Annotated in this window: 9 protein-coding genes; 1 reads left to right on the plus strand and 8 read right to left on the minus strand. The window is 73.5% G+C overall.

Annotated elements, in window-relative coordinates; all coding sequences use genetic code 11:
* Positions 1–135 precede the first annotated feature (135 nt).
* The 4 genes from ACIQE0_RS38315 to ACIQE0_RS38330 all read right to left on the minus strand — a co-directional run bounded on the left by ACIQE0_RS38315 (position 136) and on the right by ACIQE0_RS38330 (position 6,182).
* The gene (locus ACIQE0_RS38315) at positions 136–2,709 is read right to left on the minus strand and encodes an ABC transporter permease (RefSeq protein WP_402340906.1); all 2,574 of its coding nucleotides are present in this window, start codon (positions 2,707–2,709) and stop codon (positions 136–138) included.
* A gap of 61 nt (positions 2,710–2,770) precedes the next feature.
* On the minus strand, positions 2,771–3,559 hold the full coding sequence (locus ACIQE0_RS38320; RefSeq protein WP_366330762.1) for an ABC transporter ATP-binding protein: 789 nt from the start codon (positions 3,557–3,559) through the stop codon (positions 2,771–2,773).
* 281 nt (positions 3,560–3,840) lie between these two features.
* Positions 3,841–4,533, minus strand: a complete 693-nt coding sequence (locus ACIQE0_RS38325; protein WP_366330761.1) for a response regulator — start codon at positions 4,531–4,533, stop codon at positions 3,841–3,843.
* A complete protein-coding gene (locus tag ACIQE0_RS38330) occupies positions 4,530–6,182 on the minus strand; it encodes an ATP-binding protein (RefSeq protein ID WP_402340911.1) in 1,653 nt (550 codons plus the stop codon). The genes ACIQE0_RS38325 and ACIQE0_RS38330 overlap by 4 nt, the downstream gene beginning before the upstream one ends.
* Positions 6,183–6,336: 154 nt before the next feature.
* On the opposite strand from ACIQE0_RS38330, the gene ACIQE0_RS38335 reads away from it, so the two are divergent.
* Entirely contained in the window at positions 6,337–7,731 is a 1,395-nt protein-coding gene (locus tag ACIQE0_RS38335) for a cation:dicarboxylate symporter family transporter (protein ID WP_366330759.1), read from the plus strand.
* Positions 7,732–7,819: 88 nt separating this feature from the next.
* Here the strand turns inward: ACIQE0_RS38335 and glgB are convergent, their stop codons facing one another.
* The 4 genes from glgB to ACIQE0_RS38355 form a co-directional block, all read right to left on the minus strand.
* Positions 7,820–10,225 (minus strand): 1,4-alpha-glucan branching enzyme, encoded by a 2,406-nt coding sequence (gene glgB / locus ACIQE0_RS38340; protein ID WP_402340914.1) that lies wholly within the window; start codon positions 10,223–10,225, stop codon positions 7,820–7,822.
* A 170-nt stretch (positions 10,226–10,395) separates the two neighbouring features.
* Positions 10,396–11,853, minus strand: a complete 1,458-nt coding sequence (locus tag ACIQE0_RS38345; RefSeq protein WP_366330757.1) for a maltokinase N-terminal cap-like domain-containing protein — start codon at positions 11,851–11,853, stop codon at positions 10,396–10,398.
* A 378-nt stretch (positions 11,854–12,231) separates the two neighbouring features.
* Complete coding sequence (gene treS / locus ACIQE0_RS38350; protein WP_402340917.1) at positions 12,232–13,959, minus strand: maltose alpha-D-glucosyltransferase; 1,728 nt, start codon at positions 13,957–13,959, stop codon at positions 12,232–12,234.
* A complete protein-coding gene (locus tag ACIQE0_RS38355; protein ID WP_402340920.1) occupies positions 13,956–15,959 on the minus strand; it encodes a maltotransferase domain-containing protein in 2,004 nt (667 codons plus the stop codon). The genes treS and ACIQE0_RS38355 overlap by 4 nt, the downstream gene beginning before the upstream one ends.
* Between the last annotated feature and the right edge of the window lie 507 nt (positions 15,960–16,466).

A 16,466-nucleotide genomic window follows, 5' to 3' on the forward strand; every position in this document is an offset into this window, starting at 1 on the left:
CCCGCCCCCGGGGGGCGCCGCCCCCCCCGTGGGGGGGGCGCCGGTCTTACACCCGCCCCCCCCCGCCCCCCCCCCCCCCCCCCGGGGGGCCCCCCGGGGGGGGGGGCCCCCCCCCACGGCCTGTTTACCGGTGCCTCACTCGGCGCCGATCGCCTCCAGCGTGTTCAGCCGGGCGGCCCGGCGGGCCGGCCACAGCGCGGCCAGCACCCCCACGACCAGCGCGATCAGCACGAACAGGCCGAGCCGGCCCCAGGGCAGCACCATGGCGTAGGTCGGGAAGGACGAGCTCACCAACTTGCCGCTGGCCCAGGCCAGGAAGATGCCCAGGCCCATGCCGAGCACCGCGCCGAAGAGCGAGATGACCACCGACTCCAGCCGGACCATCCGCTTGATGCCGCTGCGGGCCAGGCCGATGGCGCGCAGCATCCCGATCTCGCGGGTGCGCTCGAAGACCGACATGGCCAGGGTGTTGACCACACCGACCACCGCGATGATCACGGCCATGCCGAGCAGCCCGTAGACCATGTTGACGATGGTGGTGATCTGCCCGGCGGTCTCCTTGCGCAGGTCCTCGTGGTCCTGGACCTTCACCAGCGGGTTGTCGCCGAGCGTGTGCCGGATCTCCTTGGCGATCGCGGGGGAGGCGCCGTGCGCGGTCTTGACCAGGAGTTCCTCGTTGCGGAAGCGCTCCAGGTACGGATCGACCAGGGTGGTGGAGGTGAAGGCGGAGCCGAGGGCCTCAAGGTCGGTGTAGATCGCGGCGACCTTCGCGCGGATCTTCCGCTTCTCGTCGAACTCGATCTTCACGGTGTCGCCGAGGCGCCAGCCGTGCTCCTTCGCGCCGGACTGCGAGACGGCGATGCCACCGGCCTTGAGGGCGTCCAACGACCCTTCGGTGAAGGTGAGGTGGGCGACCTTGTCGATCTGGTCGAGGTCGGTGCCGCGGAGGTAGCCGAAGCCGCTGTCCCGGCCGGGGCCGGGGTCGGTGGTGAAGCCGGTACCGCGGAGCGGGGCCACCGCCTCGATGCCGGGGAGGTCGGCCACCTTCGCGGACAACTTCGGGTCCACGCCGACGTAGTTGCCGGTCTTGATCTGGTAGTCGGCGGTCAGTCCGCGGCCGATCATCTTGTCCGTGGCCACCTGGGCGGAGTGTGCCGCCACGGTCATCCCGGTGATCAGGGTCAGGCCGATCATCAGCGCCGAGCCGGTCGCCGCCGTCCGCCGCGGGTTGCGCAGCGCGTTCTCCTTGGCGAGCTTGCCGGTGATGCCGAAGAAGCGGGTGGTGACCGCGCCGGCCAGCGAGACCAGCGGCCGGGACAGCAGCGGGGCCAGGATGATCACGCCGGTCAGGGTCAGCGCCGACCCCGCCATGGCGATCGGCAGGTCGTCGCTGGAGGTGAGGGTGGAGACCCACAGCATCACCGCGACGCCGGCGCCGGCGATCAGCGCGCCGATGCTGTTGCGGACGACGAGGCTGCGTGCGGCCGGCGGTGCCTCGACGCTGCTCAGCGCCTCCACCGGGGCGATCCGCGCCGCCTTGCGGGACGGCAGCCAGGCGGCCAGGACGGTCACCAGCACCCCGACCCCCAGGGCGGAGAGCACCGCGGCCGGGCTGATGACCACGGGGCCGTCCGGGAAGCCCGCGCCGTTGGCGTCCATCACGGCCCGCAGCCCCACCGCGATCCCGGCGCCCAGCGCGAAGCCGACGACCGAGGAGACCAGGCCCAGCAGGGCGGCCTCGACGAGCACCGAGCGCACGACCTGACGGCGGGAGGCGCCCACCGCGCGCAGCAGGGCGATCTCACGGCTGCGCTGGGAGATCAGCATGGTGAAGGTGTTGGCGATGATGAAGATCCCGACGAACAGGGCGATCCCGGCGAAGACCAGCAGGGTCTGGCTGAGCGCGCTGTTCTGGTCGGCGATCCGCCGGGCCTGCTCGGCGACGAGGTCGTGCCCGCTGGTCGCCACGCCGCGGCCGGTGGGCAGCAGCGCGCTGACCTTCTCGGTCAGCTCCCGCTGATCGGTGCCGGGGGCGGCCGCCACCACCAACTCGTCGTACTGGCCCGGGTACAGATACAACTTCTGCGCGGTGGCGGTGTCCAGCAGCGCCAGGCTGGCGCCCGAGGTGACCGCCGGATCGTCGGTCGCCACGATGCCGACCAGCTTCTTCGTCAGCACCGGGCCGTCGGTGGCGAACCGCACGGTGTCGCCGATCCGCACGCCGGCGGCCTTCGCGGTGGACTCGGCCAGCGCGATCTCGCCGTCGGAGGCCGGGCCGCGGCCCTGCACCAGCGGATAGCGCGGGTCCTTGCCGTCCTCGCCCGGCTGGTAGTTGACGGCGTGGTCCTGCCAACCGTTGCCGATCGGCTGACCGTCCCGGCCGGCCAGGACCGCGTTGCCGGTGACGCTGGCGCGCACCGACGTCACCCCCGGCAGGGCGCGGACCCGGTCGGCGATCTTGTCGTCGAGGGCGGTGCGGTGTCTGCCGTCCGCCTCCGGGCCGGCATCGGCGTTGGGGTCCCTGACGGCCTGGACGGAGACGGCCACGTCCTTGAGGTTCTTGGCGGAGGCGTTCTTGACGGCCTCGCCGACGGTGTCGCTGAAGATCAGGGTGCCCGCGACGAAGGCGACGCCGAGCAGGACCGCGAGCGCGGTCATCATCAGGCGGGCCTTGTGCGCGAGGAGGTTGCGCAGGGCGGTTTTGAACATGGTGGTGTCAGTCCTGGGGGTACGGGTCCGGGGCGCGGCGGGCGGCGGGTCGGGCAGCGCCCTAGTTGGTCCGGCCGGCGGTCTCGAAGCGCCGCATCCGGTCCAGTACGGCGTCCGCGGTGGGCTCGTGCAGCTCGTCGACGATCCGGCCGTCGGCGAGGAAGACCACCCGGTCCGCGAAGCCGGCGGCGACCGGGTCGTGGGTGACCATCACCACGGTCTGGTCCATCGCCCGCACCGACTCCCGCAGGAAGCCCAGCAGTTCGGCGCCGGCCCGGGAGTCGAGGTTGCCGGTCGGCTCGTCCGCGAAGATGATCTCCGGCTGGGCGGCCAGCGCCCGCGCCACCGCGACCCGCTGCTGCTGGCCCCCGGAGAGCTGGGACGGCCGGTGCCCCAGCCGCCCGGACAGGCCGACGGTCTCCACGACCCGGCCGATCCACTCCTGGTCCGGGCGGCGGCCGGCGATGTCCATCGGCAGCGTGATGTTCTCCAGCGCGGTGAGCGTCGGCAGCAGGTTGAACGCCTGGAAGACGAAGCCGATCTTGTCGCGGCGGAGCCGGGTCAGCTGCTTGTCGTTGAGGGAGGCCAGCTCCGCGTCGCCGATCCGGGCCGAGCCCGAGGTGACCGAGTCCAGCCCGGCCATGCAGTGCATCAGCGTGGACTTGCCGGAGCCCGAGGGGCCCATGATCGCGGTGAACCGGGCCCGGCCGAACTCCACGGAGACGGAGTCCAGGGCCACCACCCGGGTCTCGCCCTGGCCGTAGACCTTGCTCAGGTCCGTGGCCCGGGCGGCGACGGCCGGGGCGGTGCGGGTGGGGACGGCGGGACGGGGGACGGCGGCGTGCGGCACCACGAACTCCCAGGAGGGATGAAGGGATGGAAAGGTCGTCGAAGACGGCGGGAAGGCCGTGGTCCCATCCTCGACGCCGCGGACCGCCGCGGTCTTCGGCCGCAGGGACCGAAAGCCGGACCGGCCGGAAGTGCCACGCCGGGCCCCGGCGTCCTCCTTGGGATGGACGGCGGTCCGTCCGCAGACCGACGGGACGCCCCAACGTCGGATGCCCGGCCCGGCCCGGCCCGGCACCGCGCCGCCCGGTCCGCCACCGCCGCCGCGCCGCCGGACCCCTCAGGTCAGGGGGCCGACCACCGGTAGCGCAACTCCGGGCGGCCGACGTGCCCGTACTGCGGCGCCCGGGCCGCCCGGCCGCTCTCCACCAGGTGCTCCAGATAACGCCGGGCGGTGATCCGGGAGATCCCCACGTCGGCGGCGGCCTCGGCGGCGGTCAGCCCGTCGGCGGCGGCCCGCAGGGTGTCGGTCACCGCCCGCAGGGTGGGCGAGGTCAACCCCTTGGGCAGTTCGGCCGGGCGGGGGGCGCGGAGCGCCGCCAGCGCCCGGTCCACCTCGTCCTGCCCGCTGGCCTCCCCGGTGGTGGCGCGGAACTCCGCGTAGCGCAGCAGCCGGTCCCGCAGGGTGGCGAAGGTGAACGGCTTCAGCACGTACTGGACGACGCCCAGCGAGACGCCCTCGCGGACCACCGCCAGATCGCGGGCGGAGGTCACCGCGATGATGTCCGCGCCGAGCCCGGCCGCGCGCAGCGTCCGCACCAGCTGGAGCCCGTGCCCGTCCGGCAGGAACAGGTCCAGCAGCAGCAGGTCGACCGGGTGGTGGTCGAGATGGCGGCGGGCGCCGGCGCCCGAGTGCACGGTGCCGGACACCGTGAAGCCCGGCACCCGTCCCACGTACAGGGCGTGCGCGGCCGCCGCGACCGGATCGTCCTCGACGACCAGGACGCGCAGGGCGTCGCCGTCCACCGGGCCGCTCACCGCAGTGCCCCGTCCGCCACCCGCAGCGGCAGCCGCACGGTGAACCGCGCGCCGCCCTCGGGCCCCCGGTCGAGCCGGACCGTGCCGCCGTGGCGGTGCACCGCCTGCCGGACGAGCGCCAGGCCCAACCCCCGGCCGCCGCCGGTGCGTTCCTTGGTGCTCCAGCCGCGCCGGAAGACCTCCTCGGTGGCGTCCGCGGCGACCCCGGGGCCGTTGTCCACGACGCACAGCAGCAGTTCGCCGCCGTCCGCCCGCGCGGTGACCCGCACCTGGGGCGGGGCGCCGTGCTCCGGGGGCGGGGCGGCGGCGTCGAGGGCGTTGTCGATGAGGTTGCCCAGCACCGTCACCAGGTCCCGGGCGGACAGGTCCGGCGGGATCACCCCGTCGTCGATCCGGCTGTCGGGTGTCAACACCAGCTCCACACCGTGCTCGTTGGCCTGCGCCGCCTTGCCCAGCAGCAGGGCGGCCAGCACCGGTTCGGCGACCGCGCCCACCACCCGGTCGGTCAGCGCCTGCGCCAGTTCCAGCTCGGCGGTGGCGAACGTCACCGCCTCCTCGGCGCGGCCCAGTTCGATCAGCGACACCACGGTGTGCAACCGGTTGGCCGCCTCGTGCGCCTGCGAGCGCAGCGCCTCGGCGAAGCCCCGCACCGAGTCCAACTCGCCGGAGAGCGCCTGGAGTTCGGTGTGGTCGCGGAGGGTGATGACGCTGCCGCGGTGCTGGCCGCCGGAGACCGGCGCGGAGTTGACGACCAGCACCCGCTCACCGGTCAGATGCAGTTCGTCGACCCGCGGGCCGGCCGCCAGCAGCGCCCCGGTCAGCGGCTCCGGCAGCCCCAGCCCCGCGACCGGCCGGCCCACCGCGTCCCCGGTCAGCCCCAGCAACTCCCGCCCGCCGTCGTTGATCAGCGCCACCCGGCCGTCCCCGTCGAGCATCAGCAGCCCCTCGCGGACGGCGTGCAGCGCGGCCTCGTGGTAGTCGTACATCCGGGCCAGCTCAGCGGCGTTCATGCCGTGGGTGTGCCGGCGCAGCCGGGCGTTGACGACGTAGGTGCCGGCGCCGCCCAGCACCAGCGCCGCCGCGGCCACCCCCACCAGCGCGAGGACCTGGTCCCGCAGCTGCTCGCTGATGGTGGCGATGGTGATCCCGGAGCTGACCAGCGCGGTGATCCGGCCGCCCCGCTCGGGGTCGCGGACCGGGGCGACGACCCGCACGGACGGGCCGAGCACCCCCATATGCGTCTCCGGGAAGATCTCGCCGCGCAGCGCGGGCCCGATGTGGCCGAGGTACCGGCCGCCGATCGCGGACGGCTCCGGATGCGTCCAGCGCGTCCCGTCCGGCGCCATCACCACGACGAAGTCCACCCCGGCGTCCCGCCGCAGGCGCTCGCTGTACGGCTGGAGCGCGGCGGTCGGGTCCGCGGTGCGGGCGGCGGCCACCACGGCCGGGGAGTCGGCGACGGCGGTGGCCGCCGCGGTCGCCTGCCGCCGCGCGGTCTCCTCCGCCTGCCGCCCGGCGCTGACGTACGCGAAGACCGCGCACCCCAGGACGACGGCCGCCACCAGGACCACCTGCATGGCGAAGAGCTGTCCGGCGAGGCTGCGCGGACCGCGCAGCCGCCGTGGCCGGCGGAAACGGGGGAGGTGCATGCGGAACAGTCTGCCGGGTCACTTTTACATGAACGAAATGTACGCAAGGGTGACGGCCGCCACACCGCCGTGCATAGTCGCCGGGACTCGTCGTGCGCCGCGAGCCGCGAAGGCGGCGCAGAATCGACGCTCCCGTCAGAAAGGTAGGGCAGCCGTGGCTGCACAGACCCCGTCGTCCCGGGGCACCGCCGAGGACGCCCGGCCGGCCAAGCGGGACCGGACCCACTTCCTGTACCTCGCCGTGATCGGCGCGGTGCTGCTCGGCATCGCCGTGGGCTTCGCCGCCCCCGGCTTCGCCGTGGAGCTCAAACCGCTGGGCACCGGGTTCGTCAACCTCATCAAGATGATGATTTCGCCGGTCATCTTCTGCACGATCGTGCTGGGCGTCGGCTCGGTCCGCAAGGCGGCCAAGGTCGGTGCGGTCGGCGGACTGGCCCTCGGCTACTTCATGGTGATGTCCACCATCGCGCTCGCCATCGGCCTGCTCGTCGGCAACCTCCTGGAGCCCGGCTCCGGCCTGCACCTGACGGACGCGCTCCGGCACGCCGGCCAGGCCCAGACCGCCGGCGGCCACGAGTCCACCACCGACTTCCTCCTCGGCATCATCCCGACCACCCTGGTCTCCGCCTTCACCCAGGGCGAGGTGCTCCAGACCCTGCTGGTGGCGCTGCTGGTGGGCTTCGGGCTCCAGGCGCTCGGCCCGGCCGGCGCGCCGGTGCTGCGCGGTATCGGCCACGTCCAGAAGCTGGTCTTCCGGGTGCTGGCGATGATCATGTGGGCGGCGCCGGTGGGTGCCTTCGGCGCGATGGCCGCGGTCGTCGGCGCCACCGGTCTGGACGCGCTGAAGTCGCTGGCCGTCATCATGGTCGGCTTCTACCTGACCTGCCTGCTCTTCGTCGTCGTGGTGCTCGGCACGCTGCTCCGGCTGGTCGCCAAGGTGAACATCCTCGCGCTGCTGAAGTACCTGGGCCGGGAGTTCCTGCTGATCCTGTCGACCTCCTCCTCGGAGTCGGCGCTGCCCCGCCTGATCGCGAAGATGGAGCACCTGGGCGTCAGCCGCCCGGTCGTCGGCATCACCGTGCCGACCGGCTACAGCTTCAACCTCGACGGCACCGCCATCTACCTGACCATGGCCGCGCTGTTCGTCGCCGAGGCGATGGACAAGCCGCTCTCCCTCGGCCAGCAGGTCTCGCTCCTGGCCTTCATGATCATCGCGTCCAAGGGCGCGGCCGGGGTCACCGGCGCGGGACTTGCGACGCTGGCCGGCGGCCTCCAGTCGCACCGGCCCGAACTCGTCGACGGCGTCGGCCTGATCGTCGGCATCGACCGCTTCATGAGCGAGGCCCGGGCGATGACCAACTTCGCCGGCAACGCGGTGGCCACCGTCCTGATAGGCACCTGGACCAAGGAGATCGACCGCGAGCGGGTCGCCGCGGTGCTCTCCGGCCAACTGCCGTTCGACGAGCGGACGCTGTCCGCCGACGGCCACGGCGCACCGTCCGACGACGACGCCCCGGCCGACGGCGCCAAGGCGCCCGTCGCGGTCTGACACGCCCCCGGCACACGCCGGCGGGGAGGGGAGAAGGGGCGGGCGCCACCGGCGCCCGCCCCTTCCGCCTGCCGCCGCCCGCCGGCCCTCAGTCCGGCACCAGCCAGATCGTGGCCAGCGGCGGCAGCACCGCGGTGATCGAGGTCCGGCGGCCGTTCCAGTCGACCGGCTCGGTCTTGAGCGGTTCGGCGTTGGCGATGCCGCTGCCGCCGTAGCGCACGGCGTCGGTGTTGAGGACCTCGCGCCAGACGGGGACGTCGCCGGGGACGCCCAGCCGGTAGCCGTGCCGGACCACCGGCGAGAAGTTGCTGACCGAGACCAGCGGCCGCCCTCCCCCCGTGCCCGAACGGCCTGGGCGGTGCCCCGATGCGGCGAACCGCAGGAAGGAGAAGACGTTGTCCTCGCCGGCGTCCCCGTCGATCCAGCTGAAGCCCGCCGGGTCGGTGTCCCGCTCCCACAGCGCGGGGGTGGCCGCGTAGCGACGGTTCAGCTCGCGGACCAGATCGCGCACGCCCCGGTGGTCCGGCTCCGCCTCGTACGACGGGTCCAGCAGCCACCAGTCCGGACCGTGCCGCTCGGCCCACTCCGCGCCCTGCGCGAACTCCTGCCCCATGAAGAGCAGTTGCTTGCCCGGATGGGCCCACATGAAGCCCAGGTACGCCCGGTGGTCGGCGCGCTGCTGCCACCAGTCGCCGGGCATCTTCGACACCAGCGCCCGCTTGCCGTGCACCACCTCGTCGTGCGAGATGGGCAGTACGTAGTTCTCCGAGTAGGCGTAGATCATCGAGAAGGTCATCTCGCCGTGGTGGTACTTGCGGTGCACCGGCTCCTTCTCGACGTAGCCGAGCGAGTCGTGCATCCAGCCCATGTTCCACTTCAGCCCGAAGCCCAGGCCCCCGAAGCCGCCCGGGCCGACGTGGTGGGTGGCGCGGGTGACGCCGTCCCAGGCCGTGGACTCCTCGGCGATGGTGACCACGCCCGGGCAGCGGCGGTAGACCGTCGCGTTCATCTCCTGGAGGAAGGCGACCGCGTCGAGGTTCTCCCGCCCGCCGTGCACGTTCGGCGTCCAGGCGCCGTCCTCGCGCGAGTAGTCGAGGTAGAGCATCGACGCCACCGCGTCCACCCGCAGCCCGTCGATGTGGAACTCCTCGCACCAGTACACCGCGTTGGCGACCAGGAAGTTGCGCACCTCGGTGCGGCCGTAGTCGAACTCCAGCGTGCCCCAGTCCGGGTGGGCGGCCCGCGCCGGGTCCCCGGGCTCGTACAGCGGCCGCCCGTCGAACTGCGCCAACGCCCAGTCGTCCCGGGGGAAGTGCGCCGGCACCCAGTCCATCAGCACCCCGATGCCGGCCCGGTGCAGCGCGTCCACCAGGAACTTGAAGTCGTCCGGGGTGCCCATCCGGGCGGTGGGCGCGTAGAAGCCGGTCACCTGGTAGCCCCAGGAGCCGCCGAAGGGGTGCTCGGCCACCGGCATGAACTCGACGTGGGTGAAGCCCAGGTCCCGGACGTAGGCGGGCAGTTGGGCGGCGAGCTGGCGGTAGGTCAGCCCCGGGCGCCAGGACGGCAGGTGCACCTCGTAGACGGAGAACGGCGCGGTGTGCACCGGCCGTTCCCCGCGCCGGGCCAGCCAGTCCTCGTCCTGCCAGACGTGGTGCGAGTCGTGCACCACCGAGGCGGTGGCCGGCGGGCACTCGGTGCGCCGGGCCATCGGGTCGGCCCGCACCGTCGTCGAGCCGTCCGGCCGGGTGATCTCGAACTTGTACAGCTCGCCCTCGCCGATGCCCGGCAGGAACAGCTCCCACACCCCGGACGCGCCCAGCGACCGCATCGGGAAGCCGGTGCCGTCCCAGTAGCTGAAGTCCCCCACCACCCGGACCCCCAGGGCGTTGGGCGCCCACACCGTGAACCGGGTCCCGGTGGCCCCCTGGTGCGTCATGATCCGTGCGCCGAGCGCCCGCCACAGCTGCTCGTGCCGGCCCTCGCCGAACAGGTGCAGGTCCACCTCGCCGAGCGCGGGCAGGAAGCGGTACGGGTCGTGCACGGTCAGCGCGGTGTCGCGGTACTCGACCCGCAGCCGGTAGTCGGGGATCTCCCGCAGCGGCAGCACTCCCGCGAACAGCCCGTCCCCCTCGGAGCGCAGCGGTGCCCGCAGCCCCGGAGCCACGACCGTGACGGCCTCGGCGTACGGCCGCAGGGCCCGGACCAGCACCCCGTCGGGCGTCGGGTGCGCGCCGAGCAGCGCATGGGGATCGTGGTGCGCGCCGGCGAGCAGCCGCCCGCGGTCCTCCGCCGGGAGCGGGACGGCGCGGCGGACCCCGGCGCCGCCGTCCGCGGGGCGCACCGCGCGGCCGGCGGCGGGCGCGGCCGCGAGCACGGACACGGCGGGCGGGGACGGCGGCGCCGCGGCGCGGACGCCGTCCAGGGTGGACGGGGCGGACGGGGCGCACGCGGCGGACGGGGGAGAAGCGGACGAGGGTGGCGGATGGGCGGTCACGGGCGGGGCCTCCTCGGGGCGGGGGTCGTTCGGTGGGGCGCTGACGGCCGGCCGACGGGCGGCGGCCGGTGCGGGCGGTGACATGGACGGCGGTGACGTGGACGGCGGCGACGGCGGGCGGCGGGTGGCGCACCGGGCGGCGCCGGACGGCCGCGAGGGGCGCCGCGAGGTCAGCCGCCCCCCGGGTCGCCGCAGGCCGCCAGCCGCCGGATCGCCGCCATCGGCACCGCCAGCCAGTCGGGCCGGTGCCGGGCCTCGTACAGCACCTCGTAGACGGCCTTGTCGGTCTCGTAGGCCCGCATCAGTTCGGGGGCGGAGCGCGGGTCCGGTCCGCCGGCCTCGGCGTAGCCCAGGCAGTACGCGGCGCGGGTGCGGCGGGCCCACTCCAGGGCCCACGGGTCGCCGCCGGCCGGTCCGCTGCGGGCCGCGTAGTCGAACGAGCGGAGCATCGCGGCGACATCGCGGACGGCCGGCTGCGGGCGGCGCCGCTCGGCCAGCGGCCGGGCCGGTTCGCCCTCGAAGTCGATCAGCGCCCAGCGGCCCCCCTCGGCGGAGCGCAGCGTCTGCCCCAGGTGCAGATCGCCGTGGATGCGCTGGGCGGCCCAGCTGCGGCCGTCGTGCCCGATCGCGGCGAGCGCGTCGAAGGCGGCCCGCAGCGGCGCCCGGTAGGGCTGGAGCACCGGCACCGCGCGGGCGGTGGCCTCCAGCCGCTCGCTCATCCGGGCGGCGATCGCGGCCAGTTCCGGGCGGTGCAGCTCGGTGGTCGGCAGCGCCTGGGCGAGCGCGGTGTGCACCTCGGCGGTGGCGTGGCCCAGTGCCCGCGCGGAGCGGGTGAAGTCGGCCCGCACCGCCAGCGCGTCGAGGGCCAGTTGCCAGCCGTCGGTGGAGCCGGCGAGGAAGGGCTGGAGCACGCCCAGGGTGGTCGCCTCGCCGTTGTCCCCGGGGGCCGCCGACTCGAACCACGCGGCGGGCGCCGGGACCCGGGCGCACCGGGCGGCGGCCAGCGCCCGCGGCAGCTCCAGGTCCGGGTTGACCCCCGGTTCGATCCGCCGGAAGACCTTCAGGATGAACGCATCGCCGTAGACGATCGAGGAGTTGGACTGCTCCACCGCGATCGGCCGGGCGGTGAGCCCGGAGGGGATGGCGGCGTCCGGTTCGCGGCAGAAGCGCAGCGCGCCGGTCCGGCCGGGCACCCGCAGCCGCTCCAGCAGCAGCCCGCACAGCCGGTTGTCCAGCAGCGCGTCGTAGACGGTGCGGCCGCGCAGCGGGCCGCCGGCCGGGCGGCCGACCACCGCGGGCGCCAGATGCGGCGGCGGCGCGGGATGGGTGCCCAGCAGCAGTTGGTAGCAGTCGCCGCCGGCCGGGGTGCGGCTGGGCGGCGCGCTCTGCTGGGCGCGGACCAGCAGTTGGAGCAGGCCCGGCGTGCCGCCCGGGCCGGTGCACGGCAGCAGTTCGGTCGCCGAGACCAGCGTGAAGCCGGTGAGCAGCCGGCCCTTTCCGGCGAACCAGCGCTGCCGCGGCACCCATTCGGCCAGCAGCGGCGCCAGCGAGGGGAGCAGATCGGGGGCGGCGACCGGTTCGCGGTCAGCGGTGTGGCGGGTGGCGCGGGGCGAGGCGGTGTCCGACATGGCGTCGTGTCCTTTCCCCGGGCACCCGACAGACAGGGAAAAGTGTCCCGGAATGCGGCCTTTACGGCGCGGCGGTGCGGGACGTGTCGGGCGAGATCGTCCGTACGGCGTGGCGTTTGCGACGTGCGGCTTCGCTACGGGGCGGCGCCTTCCCCGGGCCCGGCGAGCAGCGACCCCACCCGAGCCGGGGGCCGGGGACCGCCCATGGCCCGCCCGGCCCGTACGAGGGCGGGGAGGCTGCCCGTGCGATGGGTCGAAAAACGCCCGCACGCGGCGAGTTGTCGCGTACGGGCGGGGGATTTTTCGGAGCCGGTGCCCGGTGCGGCGAGAGTGCGGGCCGGCACCGGCCGGCAGACGGGAAGGCGGCGGACAGAACGGCTAGTCGGCGTGGTGGGCGTTCTTGCGGAGCCGGAACCAGTAGAAGCCGTGGCCCGCGAGGGTCAGCAGGTACGGCGGCGTGCCGATCGGTGGGAAGTGGACGCCGCCGATGAGTTCCACCGGATGGCGGCCGCTGAACGCCTGGAGGTCCAGCTCCGTGGGCTGGGCGAACCGGGAGAAGTTGTTCACGCACAGCACCAGGTCGTCGTCGGTGCCGTCCCGGCCCGGGGATTCCCGGAGGTAGGCCAGCACCGCGGGGTTGGACGACGGCAGCTCGGTGTAGCTGCCGAGTCCGAAGGCCGGGTTCTGCTTGCGGATCTCGATCATCCGGCGGGTCCAGTGCAGCAGCGACGACGGCGAGCTCATCGCGGCCTCGACGTTGGTGACCTGGTAGCCGTGGACCGGGTCCATGATGGTCGGCAGGAACAGCCGGCCCGGATCGCAGGAGGAGAAGCCGGCGTTGCGGTCGGGGGTCCACTGCATCGGGGTGCGCACCGCGTCCCGGTCGCCGAGCCAGATGTTGTCGCCCATGCCGATCTCGTCGCCGTAGTAGAGGATCGGCGAGCCGGGCAGCGACAGCAGCAGGGCGGTGAACAGCTCGATCTGGTTGCGGTCGTTGTCCAGCAGCGGGGCCAGCCGGCGGCGGATGCCGATGTTGGCGCGCATCCGCGGGTCCTTGGCGTACTCCGCGTACATGTAGTCGCGCTCTTCGTCCGTGACCATTTCGAGGGTCAGCTCGTCGTGGTTGCGCAGGAAGACGCCCCACTGGCAGCCGGACGGGATCTGCGGGGTCTTGGCGAGGATCTCCGAGACCGGGTAGCGGGATTCGCGGCGGACCGCCATGAAGATCCGCGGCATGACCGGGAAGTGGAAGGCCATATGGCACTCGTCGCCGCCGACCGCGTAGTCGCCGAAGTAGTCGACGACGTCCTCCGGCCACTGGTTGGCCTCGGCCAGCAGCACGGTGTCCGGGTAGTGCGCGTCGATCTCGGCGCGGACCCGCTTGAGGAAGGCGTGCGAGGCCGGCAGGTTCTCGCAGTTGGTGCCCTCCTCGGCGTAGAGGTAGGGCACCGCGTCCAGCCGGAAGCCGTCGATGCCCAGGTCGAGCCAGAAGCGCAGGGCGGAGATCATCTCCTCCTGGACCGCCGGGTTCTCGTAGTTGAGGTCCGGCTGGTGGGAGAAGAAGCGGTGCCAGTAGTACTGCTTGCGGACCGGGTCGAAGGTCCAGTTGGAGACCTCGGTGTCGACGAAGATGATCCGGGCGTCGGCGTACTGCTTGTCGTCGTCGGCCCAGACGTAGTAGTCGCCGTACGGGCCCTCCGGGTCGCTGCGGGACTGGAGGAACCACGGGTGCTGGTCGCTGGTGTGGTTCATCACCATGTCGATGATGACCCGCATCCCGCGGTGGTGGGCGGCGTCCACGAACTCCACGAAGTCGGCCAGGTCGCCGAACTCGGGGAGGACCGCGGTGTAGTCGGAGACGTCGTAGCCGCCGTCCCGCAGCGGGGACTTGAAGAACGGCGGCAGCCAGAGGCAGTCCACCCCCAGCCACTGCAGATAGTCGAGCTTGGCCGTGATGCCCTTGAGGTCCCCGATGCCGTCGCCGTTGCTGTCCTGGAAGGAGCGGACCAGGACCTCGTAGAAGACCGCCCGTTTGAACCAGTCGGGATCGCGGTCCTTCGCCGGGGTGTCTTCGAACGTGTCGGGAACAGGCTCGTTGACGATCAATTGGGTGACCCTCCGATCGGTGAGGACGGTCGCAGCGACAGCACATGGGCCGGCGCGGGCGGGCTGCCCGGCTCCAGGCGCACGTAGTTGTCCCTGCCCCAGTGGTAGGTGTCGCCGGTGAGCTCGTCGCGCACCGGGAAGGACTCGTGCCGGCCGAGGCCGAGTTCCGGCATGTCCAACGACACCGTCGCCTCGTGGGTGTGGTGCGGGTCGAGGTTGACCACGGTGAGCACCGTGTCGGCGTCCGCGCCGCTGCCCGCGCGCTTGGAGTACGCCAGGACGGCGTCGTTGTCGACCTCGTGGAAGTGCAGGTTGCGCAGCTGCTGGAGGGCGGGGTGGCGGCGGCGGATGCGGTTGAGGGCGGTGATCAGCGGGGCGATGGTCCGCCCCGCGCGGGCCGCGGCATCCCAGTCGCGGGGCCGGAGTTGGTACTTCTCCGAGTCCCGGTACTCCTCGCTGCCGGGCCGTACCGGCGTCGCCTCGCACAGCTCGTAGCCCGCGTAGACGCCCCAGGCGGGGGAGAGGGTGGCGGCCAGGACGGCGCGGGCCTCGAAGGCCGGGCGGCCGCCGTCCTGGAGGAAGTCGTGCAAGATGTCGGGGGTGTTCACGAAGAAGTTGGGCCGCAGGTAGCTCGCGCTCTCGCCGGTCAGCTCGGTGAGGTACGCGGTGAGTTCCCGCTTGGTGTTGCGCCAGGTGAAGTAGGTGTACGACTGCTGGAAGCCGACCTTCGCCAGGGTGTGCAGCATCGCCGGGCGGGTGAACGCCTCGGCCAGGAACAGCACGTCCGGGTCGGTGCGGTTGATGTCGGCCAGGACCTTCTCCCAGAACGCCACCGGCTTGGTGTGCGGGTTGTCCACCCGGAAGATCCGGACGCCCTTGGCCATCCAGAAGCGCAGCAGCCGCTCGGTCTCCCGGACCAGGCCGCGGAAGTCGGCGTCGAAGGCCACGGGGTAGATGTCCTGGTACTTCTTCGGCGGGTTCTCCGCGTGGGCGATGGAGCCGTCGGCGCGGTGGTGGAACCACTGCGGGTGCAGGGTGACCCAGGGGTGGTCCGGGGAGCACTGGAGGGCGAAGTCCAGGGCCACCTCCATCCGCAGCTCGCGGGCGGTCCGCACGAAGTGGTCGAAGTCCGCGAAGGTGCCCAGGTCCGGGTGGAGCGCGTCATGGCCGCCGGCCGGCGAGCCGATGGCCCAGGGGGAGCCGACGTCGTACCGTCCCGCGCAGAGCGCGTTGTTGGGGCCCTTGCGGTGGGTGGTGCCGATGGGGTGGACGGGCGGGAGGTAGACCACGTCGAAGCCCATCGCGGCCACCGCGGGCAGCCGTTCGGCGGCGGTGCGCAGGGTGCCGCTCCGGACGGTGCCGTCCGGAGCGGTCACGGCGCCCTCGGAGCGCGGGAAGAGCTCGTACCACGAGCCGTAGAGGGCTCTTCGGCGCTCGACGACCAGCGGCATCGGGCGGGAGACGGTGAGCAGTTCGCGCAGCGGGTGGCGGTCCAGCGCCTGGGTGACCTCGGGGGCCAGTGCGGTGGCCAGGCGGGTGGCGGCCGGCAGGGAGGTGTTGCGCAGCGCGTCGACGGCGGCCAGCACGTCCTGTCGGCCGTCGCTCTTGGGGACCTCGGAGGCGGCCCGTTCGTGCAGGTCGGCGCCCTCGGTGAGGACCAGTTCGGGCTCGATCCCGGCCGGGACCTTGACGGCGGCGTGATGGCGCCAGGTGGCGAGCGGATCGGACCACGCCTCCACGGTGAACGTCCAGCGGCCCTCGATGTCGGGGGTGACCTCGCACACCCACCGGTCGGTGCCCGCCGCCCGCTCCCGCATGGGGGTCCACGGGCCGCAGCGGCCCGCCGGGTTGCGCAGCACCACGTTGGCGGCGACCGCGTCGTGGCCTTCTCGGAAGACCGTGGCGGAGACCTCGAAGGTCTCGCCCACCACGGCCTTCGCCGGGCGGCGGCCGCAATCGATCTGCGGGCGGATGTCCAGTACAGGGATGCGACCGATCATGGGCTCACCTGGGATTGTGGTGCTCTGCTGGATTTCGTCCTTTGTATCCGTTCCGTGGCGGGGGTGCGGGGTGCGGGCAGGGGGGCTCCTGTCCGCTTTCACTCTGCTGGCGGACGGCGCGGCGGACCGGATCGGGTCCCGCCGGCCGGGCGTGCGGCACGGTGCACCGGGCGAGCCTTCCCGCGGCCGGCGGTCGGGAAAGCCGCGGGTGTGTGAACTACCGGTTCGTAGCCGCGCACACGGTGCGCTCCGCGGGCCACGGGCCGCCGCCCCGCCGGGCGGTGGCGGCGCGGTGCCGGCGCGGTCGGTGCCCGCCTTCCCAACTCGACGTGGACGCGGCGGGGTTGCGAGGAGGTACGGGGGCCCGACCGCAAAAAGCCGGCGTGGGCGGGGGGGGGACCCCCCGCCCCCCCCGGGGGGGGGGGCCCAACGGGCGCGGGGGGGTGGCGGGTGGGGGCGCGCGGGGCCGGGGGGGGGTTAATGTCGTTGTAGCCGGGGCAGGCCGCC

The organism is Streptomyces sp. NPDC093097 (genome assembly GCF_044754325.1).
Classification (GTDB): Bacteria; Actinomycetota; Actinomycetes; order Streptomycetales; family Streptomycetaceae; genus Streptomyces.